The organism is Pseudomyxococcus flavus (assembly GCF_050038885.1).
Taxonomy (GTDB): Bacteria; Myxococcota; Myxococcia; order Myxococcales; family Myxococcaceae; genus Myxococcus; species Myxococcus flavus.
Genome location: NZ_CP143624.1, coordinates 3,921,654 through 3,940,638, shown reverse-complemented (window position 1 = coordinate 3,940,638; position 18,985 = coordinate 3,921,654). Strand labels below are relative to the sequence as shown.

18 protein-coding genes are annotated in these 18,985 nt (G+C 71.1%); 5 read left to right on the top strand and 13 right to left on the bottom strand.

Features of this window, described 5'->3' with window-relative positions:
- Positions 1-25: 25 nt before the first annotated feature.
- From VZL07_RS16605 to VZL07_RS16595, 3 genes are all read right to left on the bottom strand, one after another.
- Positions 26-1,141: a hypothetical protein gene (locus tag VZL07_RS16605; RefSeq protein ID WP_426756516.1), complete on the bottom strand. Its 1,116-nt coding sequence runs from the start codon at positions 1,139-1,141 to the stop codon at positions 26-28.
- 96 nt (positions 1,142-1,237) lie between these two features.
- Positions 1,238-3,070 (bottom strand): hypothetical protein, encoded by a 1,833-nt coding sequence (locus tag VZL07_RS16600; protein WP_426756515.1) that lies wholly within the window; start codon positions 3,068-3,070, stop codon positions 1,238-1,240.
- Positions 3,070-3,645: a protein-tyrosine phosphatase family protein gene (locus tag VZL07_RS16595; RefSeq protein WP_426756514.1), complete on the bottom strand. Its 576-nt coding sequence runs from the start codon at positions 3,643-3,645 to the stop codon at positions 3,070-3,072. The genes VZL07_RS16600 and VZL07_RS16595 overlap by 1 nt, the downstream gene beginning before the upstream one ends.
- A gap of 265 nt (positions 3,646-3,910) precedes the next feature.
- On the opposite strand from VZL07_RS16595, the gene VZL07_RS16590 reads away from it, so the two are divergent.
- Complete coding sequence (locus VZL07_RS16590; RefSeq protein ID WP_426756513.1) at positions 3,911-4,609, top strand: LysM peptidoglycan-binding domain-containing protein; 699 nt, start codon at positions 3,911-3,913, stop codon at positions 4,607-4,609.
- A gap of 96 nt (positions 4,610-4,705) precedes the next feature.
- Here VZL07_RS16590 and VZL07_RS16585 read toward each other — a convergent pair whose 3' ends face one another.
- On the bottom strand, positions 4,706-5,581 hold the full coding sequence (locus tag VZL07_RS16585) for a LysR family transcriptional regulator (protein WP_426756512.1): 876 nt from the start codon (positions 5,579-5,581) through the stop codon (positions 4,706-4,708).
- Positions 5,582-5,691: 110 nt separating this feature from the next.
- Between VZL07_RS16585 and VZL07_RS16580 the strand changes: the two genes are divergently transcribed.
- Positions 5,692-5,991 (top strand): YiaA/YiaB family inner membrane protein, encoded by a 300-nt coding sequence (locus VZL07_RS16580; RefSeq protein ID WP_426756511.1) that lies wholly within the window; start codon positions 5,692-5,694, stop codon positions 5,989-5,991.
- A 4-nt stretch (positions 5,992-5,995) separates the two neighbouring features.
- Here VZL07_RS16580 and VZL07_RS16575 read toward each other — a convergent pair whose 3' ends face one another.
- The 5 genes from VZL07_RS16575 to VZL07_RS16555 form a co-directional block, all read right to left on the bottom strand.
- The gene (locus VZL07_RS16575) at positions 5,996-6,769 is read right to left on the bottom strand and encodes an eCIS core domain-containing protein (RefSeq protein WP_426756510.1); all 774 of its coding nucleotides are present in this window, start codon (positions 6,767-6,769) and stop codon (positions 5,996-5,998) included.
- A 10-nt stretch (positions 6,770-6,779) separates the two neighbouring features.
- Positions 6,780-7,250, bottom strand: coding sequence for a hypothetical protein (locus VZL07_RS16570; protein ID WP_426756509.1), 471 nt, complete (start codon positions 7,248-7,250; stop codon positions 6,780-6,782).
- A gap of 265 nt (positions 7,251-7,515) precedes the next feature.
- Positions 7,516-9,123 carry a DUF4419 domain-containing protein gene (locus VZL07_RS16565; protein WP_426756508.1) on the bottom strand — a complete coding sequence of 536 codons (1,608 nt, stop codon included), beginning with the start codon at positions 9,121-9,123 and terminating at the stop codon, positions 7,516-7,518.
- 113 nt (positions 9,124-9,236) lie between these two features.
- Positions 9,237-10,331, bottom strand: coding sequence for a type IV pilus twitching motility protein PilT (locus VZL07_RS16560; RefSeq protein ID WP_426756507.1), 1,095 nt, complete (start codon positions 10,329-10,331; stop codon positions 9,237-9,239).
- Positions 10,332-10,382: 51 nt separating this feature from the next.
- Positions 10,383-11,597 carry a metallophosphoesterase gene (locus VZL07_RS16555; RefSeq protein WP_426756506.1) on the bottom strand — a complete coding sequence of 405 codons (1,215 nt, stop codon included), beginning with the start codon at positions 11,595-11,597 and terminating at the stop codon, positions 10,383-10,385.
- Positions 11,598-11,774: 177 nt separating this feature from the next.
- Between VZL07_RS16555 and VZL07_RS16550 the strand changes: the two genes are divergently transcribed.
- Both VZL07_RS16550 and VZL07_RS16545 read left to right on the top strand, forming a co-directional pair.
- Positions 11,775-12,299 carry a hypothetical protein gene (locus tag VZL07_RS16550; RefSeq protein WP_426756505.1) on the top strand — a complete coding sequence of 175 codons (525 nt, stop codon included), beginning with the start codon at positions 11,775-11,777 and terminating at the stop codon, positions 12,297-12,299.
- Positions 12,300-12,353: 54 nt separating this feature from the next.
- A complete protein-coding gene (locus VZL07_RS16545; RefSeq protein WP_426756504.1) occupies positions 12,354-13,151 on the top strand; it encodes a TIGR00266 family protein in 798 nt (265 codons plus the stop codon).
- Between the two features lie 88 nt (positions 13,152-13,239).
- Here VZL07_RS16545 and agmC read toward each other — a convergent pair whose 3' ends face one another.
- From agmC to VZL07_RS16525, 4 genes are read right to left on the bottom strand one after another with little or no spacing between them, the layout of a single operon-like run.
- Positions 13,240-15,612 (bottom strand): adventurous gliding motility protein AgmC, encoded by a 2,373-nt coding sequence (gene agmC, locus VZL07_RS16540; RefSeq protein ID WP_426756503.1) that lies wholly within the window; start codon positions 15,610-15,612, stop codon positions 13,240-13,242.
- Between the two features lie 58 nt (positions 15,613-15,670).
- Positions 15,671-16,168: a hypothetical protein gene (locus tag VZL07_RS16535; RefSeq protein WP_426756502.1), complete on the bottom strand. Its 498-nt coding sequence runs from the start codon at positions 16,166-16,168 to the stop codon at positions 15,671-15,673.
- A gap of 14 nt (positions 16,169-16,182) precedes the next feature.
- Positions 16,183-16,686 carry a cupin domain-containing protein gene (locus tag VZL07_RS16530; protein WP_426756501.1) on the bottom strand — a complete coding sequence of 168 codons (504 nt, stop codon included), beginning with the start codon at positions 16,684-16,686 and terminating at the stop codon, positions 16,183-16,185.
- Positions 16,687-16,701: 15 nt separating this feature from the next.
- Positions 16,702-17,481, bottom strand: a complete 780-nt coding sequence (locus VZL07_RS16525; RefSeq protein WP_426756500.1) for a class I SAM-dependent methyltransferase — start codon at positions 17,479-17,481, stop codon at positions 16,702-16,704.
- A 102-nt stretch (positions 17,482-17,583) separates the two neighbouring features.
- Between VZL07_RS16525 and VZL07_RS16520 the strand changes: the two genes are divergently transcribed.
- Entirely contained in the window at positions 17,584-18,882 is a 1,299-nt protein-coding gene (locus VZL07_RS16520) for a citrate synthase (protein ID WP_426756499.1), read from the top strand.
- Positions 18,883-18,985: the final 103 nt, after the last annotated feature.

The window sequence follows — 18,985 nt, the reverse complement described above, 5'->3', positions numbered from 1 at the left end:
CCGCCTCCGCCATCGCGGCGGCCCGCTACTTCTTCGGCGCGTCGCCCGGCACCGCGAGCCCGCGCGCCGCCAGCTCCCGCTCCACGTACAGCCGCAGGATGTGCATGAAGTCCTGCGCGTTCGTCACGACGCCGAAGGCCTGGTGCGTGCCCCGGTCCTTCAGCTTGCTCACCACGAACTCGGACGAGTCCACGCAGATGGTGGGCAGCTCCCGCAGCGAGCCGTCCTTCTCCGTCACGAAGGCCGGCAGCATGTTGCCGGTGGCGATGGCGTGCAGCGCCGTGGCGACCATCACCGCCATGGTGGCCTTCACCGCGTGCTGGCGCATGGCCACCTGCGCCTCCAGGTTGTCCGTCACCACGTCCGGCAGCGGCCCGTCGTCGCGGATGGAGCCCGTCAGCACGAAGGGCACCTTGTGCACCACGCAGGCGTGCATGATGCCGTTGGTAATCACGCCCGCCTCCACCGCCTTCGCGATGGAGCCCGCGGCCCGCACCTTGTTGATGGCGCGCATGTGCAGGCCGTGGCCTCCCGAGGTGGCCTCCCCCGAGCCGCTCATTCCCAGCGTGGTGCCGAAGATGGACGCCTCGATGTCATGCACCGCCACCGCGTTGCCGGCGAGCAGCGCGCCCACGAAGCCATTGGCGACGAACCACGTCATGTCCGTGCGCGCGCGGGAATGGACCAGCGCCGGGCCCGTCACCCAGATGGGGTAGCCGCCGCGCTCGCGCTCGTCCACCAGCACGCGGGCCATATGCGCGTAGTCGATGGGCTTCTCGCGGGACACCTCGCTCGTCATGAACTTGAACTCCCCCTCGCCCTCTCCGGAGAGGTAGGCGGAGTTCACGTACACGCCTTCGCTGCCGTCCTCGGCGTGGCCCACCACCACGCGCTCGCCCGCGCGCACGCGCCGGCCCTCGCGAATCCACAGCTCGCCCTGCGCGTCCAGCACCAGCGCACCGTCCATGCGAGGCTCGCGCGGCATGCGCCACGCGCCGCCAATGCGCACGTAGGTGGGCAGGTTGGTGGTGGTGAAGAAGCCCTCCGGCAGCACGCCGTCCGCGGGCGCCGGCTGGAAGCGCGCGTCAGGACTCTGGGAGAAACGCGCGGCCGTGAAGTCGGGATGGGGTATGGAGCTCACGCCGGCACCATGCGCGGCCCATGGTCCGACTTCAAGCGCTTCGGCATGGCGCTCCGCGCGCCTGTCACGAGGAGACGGTCACCACCAGACGGTGCGTCATGACAGCTGTGCGCTCGCGCCTCCGCTCGCGAAGGGCCGACGGGCCGGAGCCAGCTCGCGGCGCAGCAACTCCGCGTAGCGGGCCGCCGCGCGGCGGAGCCGGGTGGCCTCCTCCGGGGCCTCCGCGTCGTGGGACTCAGCGGCCAGCACATGGTCCCCCAGCTGGAAGGCCAGGTAGGCTTGCCGATGGAAGCGGAGCAGCTCCAAGGGAGGAAGCCGGCCCTTGTGGCGCTCCACCACCGCGCAGAGCGCCGCCACCTCCGCGTCATCCAGCGACAGCTCCACCGCGGCGCCCGCCAGGTCCCACGCCAGGTCCTGGCAGCCCACCAGGTCCGTGCCCCGGTGGTGGTCCACCGCATCCGCCTTGAGCAGGCGGCCACCGGGCAGCACCAGCCACTCCCACGCATGCATCCGGTTGTCCGTCACCGTCCGGCGCACCATCCGCTCGAGCGCGCCCAGCCGGGGCATCCACACGTGGAGGGCCTGCGCCACCTGCCGCCCGAGCGCCGCCTCCGTGTTGTACCGGGCCATCTCCCACAGCTCGCGCGTCGAGGCGCCACAGCCGTCCTCCACACGCCCGAAGTGGCGCGAGCGAAAGCCCAGGTACGCCCCCACGCGCGCCACCAGCTCCCAGCGGTCCACCGCATGCCCCACGAAGCTCAGGGGCCGCGCCTCCTCCAGCCACGGCTGCACCAGGAAGCCGTGCTTCAGTCCCGCAACGGGAACACCGAAGCCCGCGTCGGCGAGCACCCGCGTCTGGAGATAGGCGCGCGCGCCATAGGCCCCCAGGCCCGCGAACTTCAGCAGCCACGGCCGCCCGCCCGCGCGCAGCAGGTACTTCCGGCGCTCGCGCCACGAATGCACCGCGGGCCAGGCCTCCTCCGGCACGCCGCCCAGCAAGTGCCGCCAGGCCCCGGCGCCCACGTCCTCCAGGGGCGCCGTCGCCTTGCCTGTGAGGTCCTCCACCCAGCCCGCCAGCGCGTGCGCGGGCTCGGTGGGTGTCACCATCAGCGACTCGAAGTCCACGCCGCGCCGCTGGGCCTGGCGCCAGCGCTCGCGTTGCCTCGGCTGGGCACGAGGCCCCAGGGCGCCGGAATGCCCCGACAGAAACCAGGTGGACGCGGGCGGCACACCCCGCGCCTCCAGGAAGTCCGCCACCGCGCCGAAGGACGAGCCGGACCGCCCCGGCCCCTCGTCCACCACGACGAAGCGGTAGCCCTCGCGCGCCTCTTCCACCAGCCGCGCCGTCCGCTCCGGGGACAGTGACAGCGTGCGCCGGTAGGGGTGACCTCGGGGCCGGACGAAGCACAGCGCACGGGCGTCCAGCGCCGCCGCCACCACGCCCGCCAGCCCGGTGCCGATGCCGCGGATGCCCAGGACCCGCCAGGGCCCACCCTCGGCTGGCAGCGCCCGCGCCGACTCCAGGTAGCCCTCGGGATAGAGCCCGAGGGAGGCATGGCCCCGAGGCACCTTGCACCGCACCCGCGAAGGCAGCGCCAGCCCTCCCAGGGACTCCAGCGCGCTTCCCACCCGCGCCAGGTCCACGTGGAAGCCGCCCGTCCACGACGCCACCACCGCGTGCCCCAGCGCCAGCAGCGCGGCCTCGCAGGCCCGCGCCACCGGCGTGTCCCCGTCCTCGCCCCCGTGGGCGACCTGCTCCGCGTCGAGGACACCCTGCGCCCACTCCCCCGTTCGGATGAGCAGGGACACCAGCGCCGCGTGGCGCGTCAGGCCCGCGGGGAGCGCCTCCACCTCCCACCAGGCGCTCGCCAGCGCGCGCGCCTCCGCCGTCGGGTCCACGTCTCGCGGATGTTCTCCGGACACCAACATCAGGACTCCCCTCCGTCCGCGTCCCCGTCGCGCAGGTCGGGCGGGTGACGCAGGTGGCTGTGCGCCACCTCGGCCAGCGCCTCCAGCGTGGGTACCTGCCACGTCACCGCGTGCCGCTGCCGCCAGGAGTCCGCCCACGCCATGAAGGTCCGGAGCTGCTCCGCGCTGGGCGAGACCTGCCAGCGCCGTTGCTTCATCAGGGCCAGCGCCTCCAGGGGGGCATGTCCCAGGGCCACGAGCACACACAGGGCCAGCAATGCGCTGCGCCCCACGCCATGCTCACAGTGGATGTAGACCTTGTGGCCCTGCGCCAGGCGCGCCGTCACCCACGCCACGCCCTCATCCAGGCGGTCGCCGCGCAGCGCACGCAGGTCCTCGGTGGGCAGGTGCAGTAAGGTGATGCCGTGCTCCCGCAGGACCTGTGCGTCGTCACAGGCCTCCACCCGCACGTCCACCACGTAGCGGATGCCGAGCTTCCCGGCGAGGTGCTCCGCCGTGTCGATGGGGAAGCGTCCCCCCACCGCCAGCGAGGGCAACACCCAGTCCAGGTTCAACCTCCGGGACGGCGCGCTCATGCGCCTCAAGGTAGGGCCGCCTCCCGGTACCGCCACCGCCACCGTCCGCGGGGGCCGCCAGGAGTGTCGTCGGATCCACGAGAGGCCCCACGCCGCCGCGCACCTTCCCGGGGGCGCCCCGAGAACCTCCTGAAATCAGGAGGCTTTCCGTGGTGACGGGCTCGAAAATCAAGAGGGACGCAACTCCGGGTCTCAACCTCCGAGAATAGGTTCAAGACGCACATCGGGCGCCCCCCCGCGCCCCCACACCCTGACGGAGCCCCCCATGAGCAGCAGCTACCGCATCAAGTCGGGCGACACCCTCTCCCACCTGGCGCAGCGCTACAACACCAGCGTCAGCGCGCTGATGAAGGCGAATCCGCAGATCAAGAACGCGGACCTCATCTACGCCGGCAAGACGCTGAACATCCCGGGGTCGCGGGACAGCTTCGAGCCCGGCTCCTCGGGCCGCCCGGGTGGCGCCACGGGCGGTAGCGGTGCGCAGGACGTGCAGGGCCCCAGCAGCTCCGGCCCTGGCACCCGCGGCCCCAAGGGCAGCCCCTTCGAGATTGCGCAGCAGCACCTGGGCAAGAACGCGGGCTCGCTGAAGCTGGAGAAGAACGGCGTGGGCGCGGACATGGAGGACTGGGTCCCCAACAACGTCAACTGCGCCAACTTCGTGTCCGCCGTGCTCGAGCAGGCGGGCCAGATTTCCGACTCGCAGCACGACAACAGCGTGATGGGCCTGATGGCCAAGCTCGACAGGGACCCCAACTTCAAGCGCATCGACCTGAAGGACGCGAAGCCGGGCGACGTGGTCTCCATGAAGACCAACGGCGGCCAGCACGTGGTGATGTTCGCGGGCTGGAAGGACGGCAAGCCGACGTTCATCGGCTCCAACAACGTCAACCCCGACGGCTCGCAGCGCGTCACCATCTCCAGCATGAACTACCCCATCATGGCCGTGCACCAGTACCAGGGCTGAGCGCCCGCACTGAGATGGGTGAGTCCCCGCGGGGCTCCGGGTCCAGCCTTCCTGGCGGACGCGGGGCCCCGTTGTCGTTCTGGCTCCGGTGACGGCTCACGGCTTGGGCGCGAGCGTCAGCGCGGCCTGGATGAGCGGGCTGCGCGCGGCCGTCTTCCGCCAGGCCGCATGGACGGTGCCCGTGCCCGCGCCGGGAAACGGACGGGCCACCACGCCCGCCTCACGCGGCCCGCCCGGCAGCAGCGAGGCCAGCAGCGAGTACCCCAGCCCCGCCGCCACGAAGCCGAGGATGGTCTCCGACGAATCCGCGGCGTGCAGGCGCTTGGGCGTGACGCCCGCCCGAGCCAGCGCGCCCAGCTGCAGCTCGCGCAGGTGCCGGTCGGTGCTGTAGGCGATGAAGGCGTCGTCGCGAAGCTGCGCCAGTCGCACCTGCTGGCGCTTCGCCTGTGGATGGTTCGAGGGCAGGACGAGGAAGGGATGGGTGCGCCCCACCTCGCGGACGTCCACGTCGTCCGGAATCTCCGGCAGGTGGTCCACCACCAGGTCCGTGTCGCCCGCGCGCAGCACGTCCAGCGCGGGCGTCTTGGACTCGAAGAGGGCCACCTCGATGTCCGGGCGCTTCGCCTGGAGCCGCCGCAGCCACGCGGGCAGCAGGTGGCGCAGCACGTGGCCGGAGGCGTGGACGCGCAGCGTGCCGCCCACCTCGCCCTTGCGTACCGATTGCACCACGGCGTCCAGCCCTTCGAGGAAGGGCGCCACGTGCGCGTAGAGCGCGCGGCCCTCCGGCGTGAGCACCACGCGGTCCTTCCCCACGCGCTCGAAGAGGGGGACGCCCACGTCGGCCTCCAGCCGCTTCACCTGCTGATGGATGCCCGGCTGGGTGATGGGATACGGGAATGTCGGCACTGCCCGCGCGTAGCCTTCCGCGCGCGCCACCCGGTAGAAGCCCTCGAGCCGCTGGAGCTGAATCATTCACTCCAGGTTATCAATCCCCCATCAACTAGTTCCATGCACTTTACGGTGAGAAGGCGCATGGTTCTTCTCGTCAGCGAGCACGGCTCGCCCACGAGGAGGAAGTCCGCATGTCCCGCGCCACGCCGAAGGTCGTCGTTGCCCACAGCTCCGCCTGGGTTGCCCAGACGTGGCTCTCGTTCGTGCTCTCCGTCGGAGTGACGGCGGTGGGCATCTGGAACCTGCCCGTGGACATCTGGGTGAAGTCCTTCCTGGGCATGGGCCTGCTCTTCACCGTGGGCTCGACGTTCAGCCTGTCGAAGACGGTGCGCGACCAGCACGAGATGGAGCAGCTCGGCACGCGCCTCGACGAGGCCCGCGTGTCGCGGTTGCTCTCCGAGCACGACCCGCTGGCCCCGCCCAAGCTGTGAGGCTTCAGGGCGCGCCGCGTCCCGCGTGCAGGCAGGCCACGGCCTCGTCGAGCAGCGCGAGCGCCGCGTCGGACCAGCCCCGGAGCTTCATGCGCGGGGACACTGGCGTGGTGACGGGGATGAGGCCGGCGACGGCGGCATCCTCGATGAGCTGGGCCTGCTGCTCGGGGTTGAGCTGGGCCCAACGCTTCTCGCGGCTCACGCCCTTGCGCCAGTCGTACCCATCGCCGGACCACTGCGCGGCCAGGGCCGCGCTCAGGTAGGCGGTGCCGCCGTGCTGGTGCTGCCACACGTGCGTCAGCTCGTGGACGAGCAGCCCGAAGTCCACGGCGCCGCTCGGGGGCGGCACGAAGACCGTATTGCCATGCGCGAAGGCCCGCCCGGGGAGCCCCAGCAGGCCCAGCCGGCCCACCTTCACCCGCACCGCCGCGTAGTCCAGGCTGTCGCCGAACACCGGGCGGACCCGCGCGACTTCGTCCTCGGTGAGGCGGCGGCCCGGGGGCTCCAGGCCCGCGAGCACCTGCACCGAGCTGAGCACGCGCCCGCCCACCATCAGCACGGCATCCGCTGGAAGCTGCGCCACGCGCGTCAGGCCCTGGCCCAGCCGGGGAAGTCCCTCGCGAGGCCGGCCGCGCGCGCACTGCGCCACGCCTCCGCCCACGGACTTCAGCACCACGCCCACGCTGCGCACCACGCCCACCGAGGCGCTCGTGACGCCCGTCAGCAGGCCCCGGCCCGCGTCCGCCAGCCGTTCCGAGAGCGTGGCCCCGCGACTCATGCGTGGCGCCTCATCGTCCCGCCGCCATGGCGCGCAGCCCGGAGAGGCCCAGGACGGACTCCACCAGCGTGCGCAGCGAGCCCTGACGCCACGGGCGGGACAGCGCGAAGTGCGTGAGGCTGGAGGCGCTGTAGGACGCCGCCACCTCGGGACGGAAGTGCGACGACACGAGGATGCGCGGCCCCGCCAGGTCCCGATCCACCAGCCGCGCCAGGAAGGTGGGCACGGCCGCTCGCTCCACCGAGTCCAGATCCACGATGACCGCCTCCGGCACCACGCCCAGGTCCATCCGACGGTCCGCCGACGCGATGCCCAGCGTGGGGACCAGCTCGAAGTCTGACGCCAGCTCGCGGCCCATGGCCAGCCGGAACAGCGGCTCCTCCGAGACGAGCATCACCCGAGGGCCCTTCGGAGCGCTCCGGTGACGCCGCGCGGGCGCGGGGACGGGCTCGATGGGAAGACGCAGCGCGCCAGCCTCCACCAGATGGCGGGCATCAAGGAGGGACTGCGCACGGCGGATCAGGGGTGCGGGGGCGCTGGACACGAATGCGACAATAAACCAGCAATAGCGGAAATATCAATCTTTACTTCAACTCTTGAGAGTACTTCCTGGATTTCTGGACCTCCAAACCCGCGAGGACGGGTGGCCTGATACGCCCGTTCAGTGGGTCAAAAGTAACACCTACCCAGGCGTATAGGGTCTTAAATGACCCGACTATTTCCACTGACGTGTAAGCGCGCTCCGGCTACTTGCGAGGCAGTTCCCAGGGCAACAGCCGGTCGCCGAGCATCCCCAAGGTAGGGAGGTCGGTGGAGCCGCCGTGCTCCAGTGCCTGCATGAGCACGGTCACGAGCGACGTGCCGACGACGGGGACCTCCGCGGCCCGTTGCTGGGTGCGCAGGAAAGGCATTCCAGGCCGGCCACCCGGCACCGCCCAGGCCAGGAATCCATTCGAGTTGGGGCACGAAACAGGCCCCCACTGACTTGGGTCCAACCGGACGACGCAGTGGAGGCCACTGTCCCCCCCGTCCCGCCACGCCAGCACGGAGCCATCCGGCAGGTCCACGAGCGCAAAGACCTCCGCCGTGCCGCGCCCATTCTCGTCGATGGGGATGTCGACCTCCACATGCTCTGAACGAGGCCGGAGGCGCCACGCGCGATCGCCAGAGAAGAGCGTGGCCTCCTGAAGCTGATCATAGAGGGCGTTGAGCTCCGCGGCTCCATTGTAGGCTCCCACGCGGGTGGCGCGGATCCCCGTGTGCTCCGCGAGGATTCGCTCCACGAGCTCCATGAGCGAGCGGCCATCGCCACGCCGCACGACGACACCCGCCCTGGGCAGGAGCGCGCCCGTGCCATCCACCTCCACGCTCAGGACGCCCGCGTCCAGGGTCCACGTCTCCCGGATGACAACAGGCTTTGTCTCCACATGAAGCGCCACGCTCGACAGGTTCGCGGGAACGTCCTTCAGCGCCACACCTATCCGAGGAGCATCCCACCTGAGCGTCGGCGCCGTGTCACGCGAAGCCATCACCTCGGCATGCGAGATGCTCAGGAGCGGGTTCCGCTCCGTGTAGGCCCCATCGGTCGCGACGTAGGGGAACAACCGCGCCATCCAGCCCGTGGCGAGGTCCGCGCGATACGCGGCCTTGGGCTTGTAGAGCTGCTTCCAGTACTCACGGTCGGGGTTCCCTTCGGCCGCGCTCACGAAGGCGTCCGCGATGGGCACCAGGGAAGACGTCCACCACGCCAGGTCCAGCTCCTGGATGACGTCGATGCGGCGGCGGATGGCCCGCCAGTCCTCGGGCGTTCCCAACAGGGTGATTCGGGGGATGCCGCAGACACACAGCATCTCAAAGTCGAAGTACGGCGACATGGCGTCCATCAGCACCACGTCTCCGGCCATGCGCTCGATGTCGGTGCTGGTGGAGAAATCACACGACAGCAACCGGGGCAGCCCGGGGCCCAGGGCCTCGCGGAGCTGGAAGCGGAACGAAAGCAACAGCCAATGGAACTCCGCGTCAGTCGTCGGAAACCGGTCCACCTCGACGGTCAGCTTCTTGCGGCCCTCATGCCGGACGAGGCGGCCTTGGAGGGCCTCCGCGTTCAACCGGATGTGCTGCGCCACGCCCTGCGCCATCGTGAGCCAGATGACGTCCGGTGAGAGCACCAGCGGCCGATGCTCTGCGAAGGCCGTGTGGACTGCGGCCAGTAACGGATGCACGCCCTGGGTTTCCAGCACCCGCGTGTCCGGGCCGGGCGCCATCCAGAGCGCGTCCTTCACGAACGTCCCCAACGGCGCGGTAACGGGAGGCGTCGAGGCCTCCTCGACGGCATCCACCTCGAACGTCAACATCGGCAGTCCCCTCGCAGTGGCGCGGAATCTACACCGCCGGCCTACGCCTCGGGCGTCCTACGCTGACATGAAGCGCGCCCTGCCCCACCGGGCAAGGCGGCGGCCCGTGGCGCTCACTCGAACTCGAGCGCGCGCTGGAAGTCGGCCGGGTTGGAGGCCGCGCTCTGCGCCGTCTCCAGGGTGATGAGCCCCTCGCGGTAGAGCTGCGTCAGGTGCTGGTCGAAGGACTGCATGCCGAACATGTCGCGGCCCTTCTCGATGACGTCCTTCAGCTCGTTGGCGCGGTCGTCGCGGATGTACTGCTCCACCGTCTTCGTCTGCACCATGATTTCCAGCGCCACCGTGCGGCCCTTGCCGCTGGCCCGGGGCAGCAGGCGCTGCGACACCGTGGCCTTGAGCGAGTCCGCCAGGCGCATGCGCACCATCGTCTGCTCTTCCGCGGGGAACACCGACACCAGGCGGTTGATGGTCCGCGACGCATCCGTCGTATGCACCGTGGAGAGCACCAGGTGGCCCGTCTCCGACGCCTTGAGCGCGATGTCGATGGTCTCCGTGTCGCGCATCTCGCCTACCAGGATGACGTCCGGGTCCTGGCGCAGCGCCGCGCGCAGGGCAATCGCGAAGCTCTGCGTGTCCGGACCAATCTCCCGCTGGGAGATGGAGGACTTGATGTTCTTGTAGATGAACTCGATGGGGTCCTCGATGGTGAGGACGTGCAGGTTCTCCGTGCGATTGATGTGGTCGATCATCGCCGCCAGCGTGGAGCTCTTCCCCGAGCCCGTCGCGCCCGTCACCAGCACCAGCCCGCGCTCGTTCGCGGCAATCTTCTTCAGCACCTGCGGCAATCCCAGCCCGTCGATGGTTGGGATTTCATCCGGGATGATGCGCAGGATGCACGCCAGCGAGCCCCGCTGCCGGTAGATGTTCACCCGGAAGCGCGCCACGCCCGGCAGGCTGTAGGAGGCGTCGCACTCCTGAAGCGTATCGATTTGCTTCTTCACCGCGGGGTCCGACACGACATGGAATGCCACCTGTCGTGTGTGGTCCGCGTGAAGCTTTTCCATCTTCAAGGGCCGGAGCGCGCCATTGACCCGGTAGATGGGCGGGTCCCCCGGCCGGAAGTGGATGTCCGATGCACCGTTCTGCACACCAACCGCGAGCAGCTTGTTGAGCGTTGCCAGATCCAGGAGAGTGACCCTCTTCAGCAAGGAAAGCCACGGAGTCTAGGCAAACGCTCAACAGATGCACATGGTGTGCAATTACCCCGGGGCGGGCACCAGGGTCAGCTCCGCAATCTCAGGCGCGGGTCCCAGACGAAGCGGCGGGCCCCAGTAGCCTGTCCCCCGGTGGGTATAGACACGCACCCCGGCGATGGTGGCCAGACCGCGCACCACCGGCTGCTGCAACTTGATGAAGAACATGAAGGGAAACACCTGCCCGCCGTGCGTGTGACCGGAAAGCTGCAGGTCCACCATCACCCCGGACTCCGCCACCCGCAGGGCCGTGCGCGGCTGGTGCGCCAGCAAGAGACGCGGCACACCCTGCGGCGCCCCGTGCAGCGCCAGCTCCGGGCGGCTGGCGTGGGAGGGAATGATGTGGCCGGCGTCATGGTCCGTCACCCCCGCGATGGTGAGCCGCGCGCCGTCGCGCTCCACCACCCGGTGCTCGTTCTGGAGGACGGTGAGGCCCAGGCGCGCCACCTCCGCCGCCCAGGCGGGCCCCCCATGGTAGTACTCGTGGTTGCCCGTGACGTAGAAGACACCCAGCGACGCACGCAGCCCGGCCAGCGGCTTCACTTCGTCCCGCAGCGCGTCCACGGTGCCGTCCACGAGGTCGCCCGTCACCGCCACCACGTCCGGCTGGAGCGCGTTCACCTGCTCCACCACGCGCCGCAGCCAGCGGCCGTCCAGCGTGGGGCCCACATGGATGTCCGAAATCTGCACCACCTTCAAGCCGCTGAGCCCGGGCGCCAGCCCGGCCACCGGCACGGTCAGCCGCTCCACCTTCGCCCGGCCCCGCGCGGTGATGAAGGCATACACCACCGCCGGCACCGTCACGCCCACCGCCGCCAGGGCCTTGCCCCGCGCCAGCGCCAGCGTGTCCGTCACCACGCCCGTCCACGACAGGACCAGCCCCACCAGGTCCGCGGCCACCACCGCGCTGAGCAGGATGCCGAAGGCCCCCAGCCACACATACGACGTCCACTGGAGCGCCTGCGTCCAGAAGGTCGGCTCGCGCCGCGACGCGGCCATGCCCACCGGCAGCGACACGAAGAGCAGCAACACCAGCACCCATCCCAGCAGCGGCCACGGCATGGGCAGCAGCGGGCTCACGAACAGGCGCGCGGCGATGTACGCGTGCAACCCGCCCATCAGCGCGAGGATGCCCCCCAGTGACATCAACCACCGCAACACCAGCGCCAGGGGCATCCTGGGCCGGGCTTCCTGCTCCATGCCTGGGGTCAGCTCCGCCACGAACGACAACCTCCTTCTTACTGGCACCGACGAGGACGGCACCTGGAGCGCGGGGACATAACGGCGGCCACCGGCCGCTGCCGGCAACCCGTCCGCCCACCGGACTGGGTGCCGCCTCGCGCTTGCATGACTCCTAAGACGCAAGCGGCGGGTTGGCGAGCCAGCTACGTTGAACACATGAGAACTTCACATATCTTCACGGTCGCCCTGCTCACGGCGGGCGCGGCCGTGGCCCAGCCGCCCGTCCAGTACCTGGACCTGCGAACGCCCAGGGTCGCGCTCAACGCGAGGGTCACCGACCGCGACATCTCCAGCCCCGACCTGCAGCTCGGCTTCGGTGGCGATGCGCTGCGGGGCCGAGCCTTCGGGCGTCCCATCAACGTCACGCTGGACGACGCGCGCATTCGCGGCATCTACGGCAGCGGTCCCGTGGACTTGAAGATGACGCAGGAGGAAGGCGCCCTGCGGGCCAAGGGCACGTTCGGCGGACAGCTCACCGACTTCCGGGTGACGCCGCAGACCTTCACGGGCGACGTGGGCCGCTGCAGCTACCAGCTCACCGCCTCCGAGGAGGGCCGTTACCAGGGCTGGCGCTCGTGCCTCGCCGGGCTGGAGAACCCCGTGTCGCTGTCGATTCCGCCCGCCATCGGGAACGACGACGCCCGCCTCGTGGCCACGCTGGCCCTGATTCTGTCGCGGTAGCCTCGCGACGGGACGGCTATGGTGCGCTCCGTTTCCTCACGACGGAGCGCATCCATGGCACGCATGCACGAAGTGGACTTCCACATCTACGGCGAGGACCTGCAGTTCGTCGAGGTGGAGCTGGACCCGGGAGAAGCCGCGGTCGCCGAGGCCGGTACCCTCATGTACATGGAGGACGGCATCGAGATGGAGACCATCTTCGGTGACGGCTCGCAGCAGTCAGGCGGCTTCTTCGGCTCGTTGCTCGGCGCGGGCAAGCGCCTGCTGACGGGCGAGTCGCTCTTCACCACCGTCTTCCAGAACAAGAGCGGTCGCGGCAAGCGCAAGGTGTCCTTCGCCGCGCCCTACCCGGGGAAGATCATCCCCGTGAATCTGAGCGAGCTCGGCGGCGAGCTGATTGCCCAGAAGGACAGCTTCCTCGCGGCGGCCAAGGGCGTGTCGCTGGGCATCGCCTTCCAGAAGAAGCTGGGCACCGGCCTGTTCGGCGGCGAGGGCTTCATCATGCAGCGGCTCCAGGGAGATGGGCTCGCCTTCATCCACGCGGGCGGCACGCTGCACGAGCGCACCCTGGGCCCCGGCGAGCTGCTGCGCGTGGACACCGGCTGCATCGTCGCGTTCCAACCCACCGTGGACTACGACATCCAGATGGTGAGCGGCATCAAGACGGCCTTCTTCGGCGGCGAGGGCCTCTTCTTCGCCACGCTGCGCGGCCCGGGTAAGGTGTGGCTCCAGTCGCTCCCCTTCAGCCGGCTCGCGGGCCGCATCCTCTCCGCCGCCGGCCCGGGTGGCTCGACCGGGGAAGGCAGCGTGCTGGGGGGCGTCGGCCTGGGCGGCCTGCTGGGCGACGACTGACGCTTCCGGCCCAACGCACCGGGTGCGCCGCCCATTCGCGGCCTCCCGGTCATGACGCGAGCCCCTCGCGCGGGGTCAGGAGCCTCCGTCAGCCGCGCCGCCGTCGCGTCAGGCCCGCCAGCCCCACCAGCAGCGCCCAGGCGCCCACCACGCCAGCCGGTGAGGCTCCGCAGCCGCAGCCCACATCGAGCGCCTCGGGGCCTCGCACCTCGAAGCCGGTGACGAGCGAGCGCGCGGGCTCGCGGCTCGAGGTGACGAGGTGCTCCTCGGCCGCGACGCTGTGGGCGCCCACGCTCAGCGCCTGCTCGAAGGGCACCTGGTAGCGGAAAGCGCCGGTGGCATCCGCCGTCACCGTCGCGATTTCGCTGCCATCCACCTCGATGACCACCGAGGCCCCGGGGGTGGCCGCGCCCGCGAAGAGGGGCGTGGCATCCACCGCCTCCCCTTCCTCGGGCACCACCAGCACGGGCCAGCCGCCTTCCGGCGTCGTGACGCCGCCATCGGCTCCACCGTCTCCAGATGGGGTGCCCGCATCCGGCTCGGACGTCCCCGCGTCACCTTCGCCGCCGATGACCTGGGAATCAAACCGGATGGGCTGCGAGTACGGCCCGCTCTCCCCTGCCTCGTTGTGCGAATGGACGGTGACGAAGTGCGGCCCCGGCGCCAGCGGCGACTCGGACGGCCACTGGTAGCGGAAGCGGCCCGCGCCATCGACGGGGACGAGCACCTCCGCGCCGTTGTCCACCTCGATGCCCACCATCGGCCCGTTGGGCGCGACGCCGGCGAACAGCGGCGTGGTGCCCACCGTCTCCCCATCCTGGGGAATCACCAGGATGGGCTCCACCACCACGCCGCCGTCTTCCAAGGTGGCCGCGACCGAGAACGACACCGGGGCGGAGGGCTCGCTGTAGGCCCCCAGCGTCTCCGACACCACGTGAACCGTGTGCGTGCCGATGGCGAGCGGGGCCTGATGCGGAGCGATGCCCCCCGTGAACCGGCCATCCGCCCCGGCGCCCACCTGGAGCCGCTCGACACCATCGACGAACACGAGCACCCGGACACCCGGGTCCGCCATGCCCTCGAAGCGCGGACGGTCCGGCAGGCCCACGGCACCGAACGCGGGCGAGATGATGGACGGCCGCGTGGGCGTGCGATACGCCGTGAGGAACTGCTCGACGAAGCCCGAGCTTCCGCGCTCCGCGCCATGCGTGCCGCCATCCGGCGCCGAGAGCATTCCAGCAGCGCCGCCCGTCACCACCGTGGGACACGGCGTCGTCGTCCCTTGCAGCAGCACGCTCCCACCACCACCACCCCCGCCCGGCCCCATCACCCAGTCCGGGGCACTCACATTGCCGCCGCGGCCGCCCGCGGCCCACGCGCCGCCACAGCCCAATGTCTCCTGCGCGCGCAGGATGAGGGAGCCACCGGCGCCGCCACCGCCCGCCCCGTCGTCGCCCGGCGTGTCGCTGGCGGCGCGGCCATCCGCGGTGATTCGCCCGGTCCCCGCGAATGTCCGCGCCCGGATGAGCACGGCCCCACCGCCGGCGCCCCCGTCCGAGCCCTGGCCGTCATTGCCCTCACCCGCGCCTCCACCACTTCCGAAGATGAACCTCTCGGCCAGCGAGTACTTCGCGGGCGCTCCGCCGAGACCGCCCACGTCCCGCATCAGGTCCGCTTCCGTGGTACGACCGCCGATACCGCCCCGGCCGCCGTTTCCGCCGCCACCGCCGCCGGCGTTGTGGCAGTTACCGCCGCCGCCCTCACCGGCCACGGAGCCCCGCCCCGACGCGGTGCCGAAGCGGCCCGTCCGCAACCCCTCGCCCTTGGAGGCACCGCCTGCCTCGGGAGACATGTCCAGGTCGGTGCAGCCGTAGAGCTCCGCGTGGTTGACGAAGGGTCCGCCCCGGAAGCCCGCGCCTGCCGCGCTGATGAGGCCCTGGTTCGTCACGCTGTCCGTGGCGAGGAAGGCCACGATGCCACCGCTCCGCCCATCCCACGGGCGAGCCACCACCGAGCCGCCCGCGGCCACGGAGACGCCCGTGTACTCGGGCACGGAGACCACCTGCGCGCCGGGCGCGGCGTAGGCGTGCACCAGCGGCGCGGAGAACCGCAGCTCGAACGGCTCGCGCGACACCGAGGCCACGCGCGCCAGCTCCCAGTGGCCCACCTGCCGGAGCTCCAACGTGCCGCCGTCACTGGTGACAATGGCGTCCGCGGGCCCCGCCGACTGGTGGAGCAGCACCAGCATGCCTGCGGAGAACCCGGCAACGCCCTCCACCCGGGCCCTGTCGTCGCCCACGGCGACGGAGGCAGTCAGCGGCGCGGCGGCGTTGATGACGTGGCCCTCCGTCGTCACGGAGAGCGCCCCATCGCGCCCCGTGCCCAGGCCGAAGGAATCCAGCTCCGCCGACGCGGGGAACGCCGGGAGCAACACGAGCAGGCAGGACCAGACGAAACGCATGCCCCCGCATGCTGCCTCAGAATCCGGGTCTACCGCGAGTACGGGTCCGGCCCGGGCCTCACTCGCCGCCGGGCGTCATCAGCGCCCGGACGTTGCGCGGAGCGAAGAAGGACTGACGCGCCAGCCGCGGCAGGGCGCGCTTGTCCACACACCAGAGCTGGATTGCGTCCTCCCACTCCCCCAGCTCGGCCACCGCGCGCACGTCCGGCGCATCGCGATAGAGGCTGTTGAGGTTGTGCACGAGCGCGGACAGGTCCTCCACCTCCCAGCGCTCCGTCACGTCACCGGCCATCACGTGCAGCTCCAGCACGGGACGCTCGCGAACATCCACGACCTTGAAGCGGCGGGCCGCGCCGCCCATGGCGGTGGTGAGCGGGCCCACCAGCTCGTCGGCGCGCACGCCGTAGCCCACGGACAGGCCCCCTTCGAGCAGCCCGGCATCGCAGAGGCGCAGCATGGACACATGCGGAGGCTCGCCGCGCGGCAACAGCGCCGCGGCGGCATCGCGGTCCTTGAGGAGTCGCTCCCGGGAGAGCACGTCGAGCAGTGGGGCCATCTCGGCCCGTGAGCCTATCGCTCCTCGCCGCTCCAGTAGTCCACCTCCGCGGACAGCGGCAGCGTGGTGAACAGGGTGCGGGCGGCCTTGTCGCCCCCGGGGGCACTGCCCGCGGAGATGACCACCTTCTCCGAGTCCGGGTACACCATGACATCCGGCTCCAGCATGGTGGAGAAGGCGAGGTAGCGCAGGGGCGCGTCACCGTCGTTCAGGAGCTGATGCGCGCCACCAGCCCCCACGGGCAGCGCCACGTAGTCCCCGGCCTTCACCGCCAGGGTGTCCTCACCCAGGCGCAGCCGCCCCGTGCCGGACAGGATGTAGTAGGCCTCCTCGTTGGCCAGGTGGTAGTGGCGCGGCCACGCGTGCTTGCCAGGTGGCAGCTCCATCAAGCTGCATCCCAGCTTGCGCCCCTTCGCGGCGGCCCCCAGCTGTTTGCGGCGGTACTGCACCCGAGGCCCTTGCGTGACTTCGGTCCAGGGAAGCTCGGGCTCGTGGACGACGTGAGGATGCGAGGACATGGGCAGGACTCCTGTTCAAGGCCGCGTCGCGAGCAGCGCGAAGACGCGGTGGGGAATGCCGAGGGGATCCGCGGGGAAGCTCTCCGTGAGCAACTGCGCCAACACGGCGTCGAACCGCGCCACGGTCTCCGGGGGCATGGACGCGCCCACCTTCGCGCTCGCGCGGATGCGTCCCCGCCAGGCCCTGTGGGAGTACGGCACGGAGACGTCGAACGAGAACGACTCCAACTGCGTGAACCCCGCCTCCGCGACGTCGCGGAACCACGGAGGATAGACACCGGAGGACTGGCTCAGGGGCGCGACGGACGCGGAAGGCCCCGGATTGAAGCACGAGATGAGCCACTCGGTGGCCTCCACCACGTTGCCAGGCAACGGCAGCCAGTCGAAGTGGGCGATGACCAGGCGCCCTCCGGGAACCAACAACCGGATGGCTTCACGCGCCGCGGCGGGACGGTCGAACCAGTGCCAGCACTGGCCCGCGACCACCAGGTCGAAGGCGCCCGAGGGCAGGCCGGTGTCCTCCGCGCGGGCCCGTCGGAAGTCGATGCGCAGCTTCGCCTCCGTGGCGAGCTCGCGGGCCGCGTCCAGCATCTCCGCCGAGATGTCCAGCCCCGTCACCCTGGCGCCACGCTGCGCGAGCCCGCGGGCCACCGTGCCCGTGCCCGTCCCCAGGTCGACCACCCGGAGCCCGGGGCGAAGGAGACCTTCCCGGTCGAGCCGCTTGAAGAAGGCCTCCGGGAAGCCCGCCCGGTGCTGCACGTAATCCGTGGACGTGCGTCCGAAGTCCACCTGCATGACAGACTCCTCCCGCGAACACGCGCGGCGGCGGGCCCCTGGCCACACATCGACAGAACGTCCAGTCGAGTCGAGAATGCGATTCCCGGAGGCGCGTGAGACATGAGTAGGCCCAGAGGCGGACGCTCTCAATCTCGATTCGACCATCGACCTGAAGAGGAGTTGCTGCCCGCGGCGCAGGCCGCCGCGCTCCTCGGGGTGAAGCGGGCCACGCTCTACACCTACGTGAGCCGGGGGCTGGTGCGCTGCGTGCCAGAGCGAGGCACCAAGGAGAACCGCTACGTCCGCTCCGACCTGGAGCGCCTCAAGGCGCGGCACGACGCGCGGGCCGGCCATGCCGCCGTGGCCTCGGGCGCCTTGCGGTGGGGCGAGCCCGTCATCGATTCGTCGGTGTCGCGCGTGGGCGCGGAGGGGCTCGCGTACCGGGGCCACCACTCGGCGGTGACGCTCGCGGTGGAGGGACGCCACTTCGAGGACGTGGCGGAGCTGCTGTGGACGGGCACGCTGCCCGTGACGCCCTCCCGGTGGCCCTCACCAGAGCCCTCGTTTCCACCACCCGAGCTGGCGAAGCTGCTGTCGCGCGGGACGCCTCCGGTCGCCGCGCTGGCCGCCCTGGTGCCACTCCTGGCCGCGCGGGACGTGGTCCGCTTCGCCTCACCGCCCGAGCAGGAGCGGGCTCGTGCCCGGAGCCTGTTGCGTCACCTGGCCGCCTGGGTCTGCGTGGCGCACGCGCCCGCGCGGGTGGTGCGCGCCCTGAAGGAGCCCACGGTGGCGCACGCGCTGGCCTGCGCCTGGAACACCCGGGTGAAGCGCGCGCCGGAGCTGCTCAATCGCGCACTCGTGCTGTGCGCCGACCACGAGCTCAACGTGTCCACGTTCGCCGCGCGCGTGGCGGCCTCGTCCGGCGCGGACCTCTACGCGTGCCTGAGCGCCGCGCTGGCCGCGCTCTCCGGTCCCAGGCACGGCGGCGCCTGCGACCGGGTGGAGGCCCTGCTCGCGGAGGTGGGGCGGCCCGAGCGGGCTTCGGACGTCATCCACGAGCGGCTGCGCCGCGGCGAGTCGGTGACGGGCTTCGGGCATCAGCTCTACCCGGACGGGGACCCGCGAACGCCTCCCCTGGTGGAGGCAGCGCAGGCCATCCGGCCCGAAGCCACCAGCGTCCGCGTGGCCACGGCCGTGCTGGAAACGATGCGTGCGGCGGGCCATCCCCCGCCCACGGTGGACTTCGGGCTGGTGATGCTCGCCGGAGCGCTGGGCCTTCCACCGGGCGCGGGGGCGGCACTGTTCGCCGTGGGCCGCGCGGCGGGCTGGGTGGCCCATGTCCTGGAGCAGCGCGAACAGGGCCACCTGCTGCGGCCCCGAGCCCGCTACGTGGAGGCGAACCCCCCGGGGACGGGCTGAGAGGTCCACTCGGATGCTGGCGCCTCGCGACGCCGCCACTGTCGCGTGCCACGCACCCACGGAAGTCTGTCGTTGGAGACCCGACCCCGCGCGGAGAAACTCC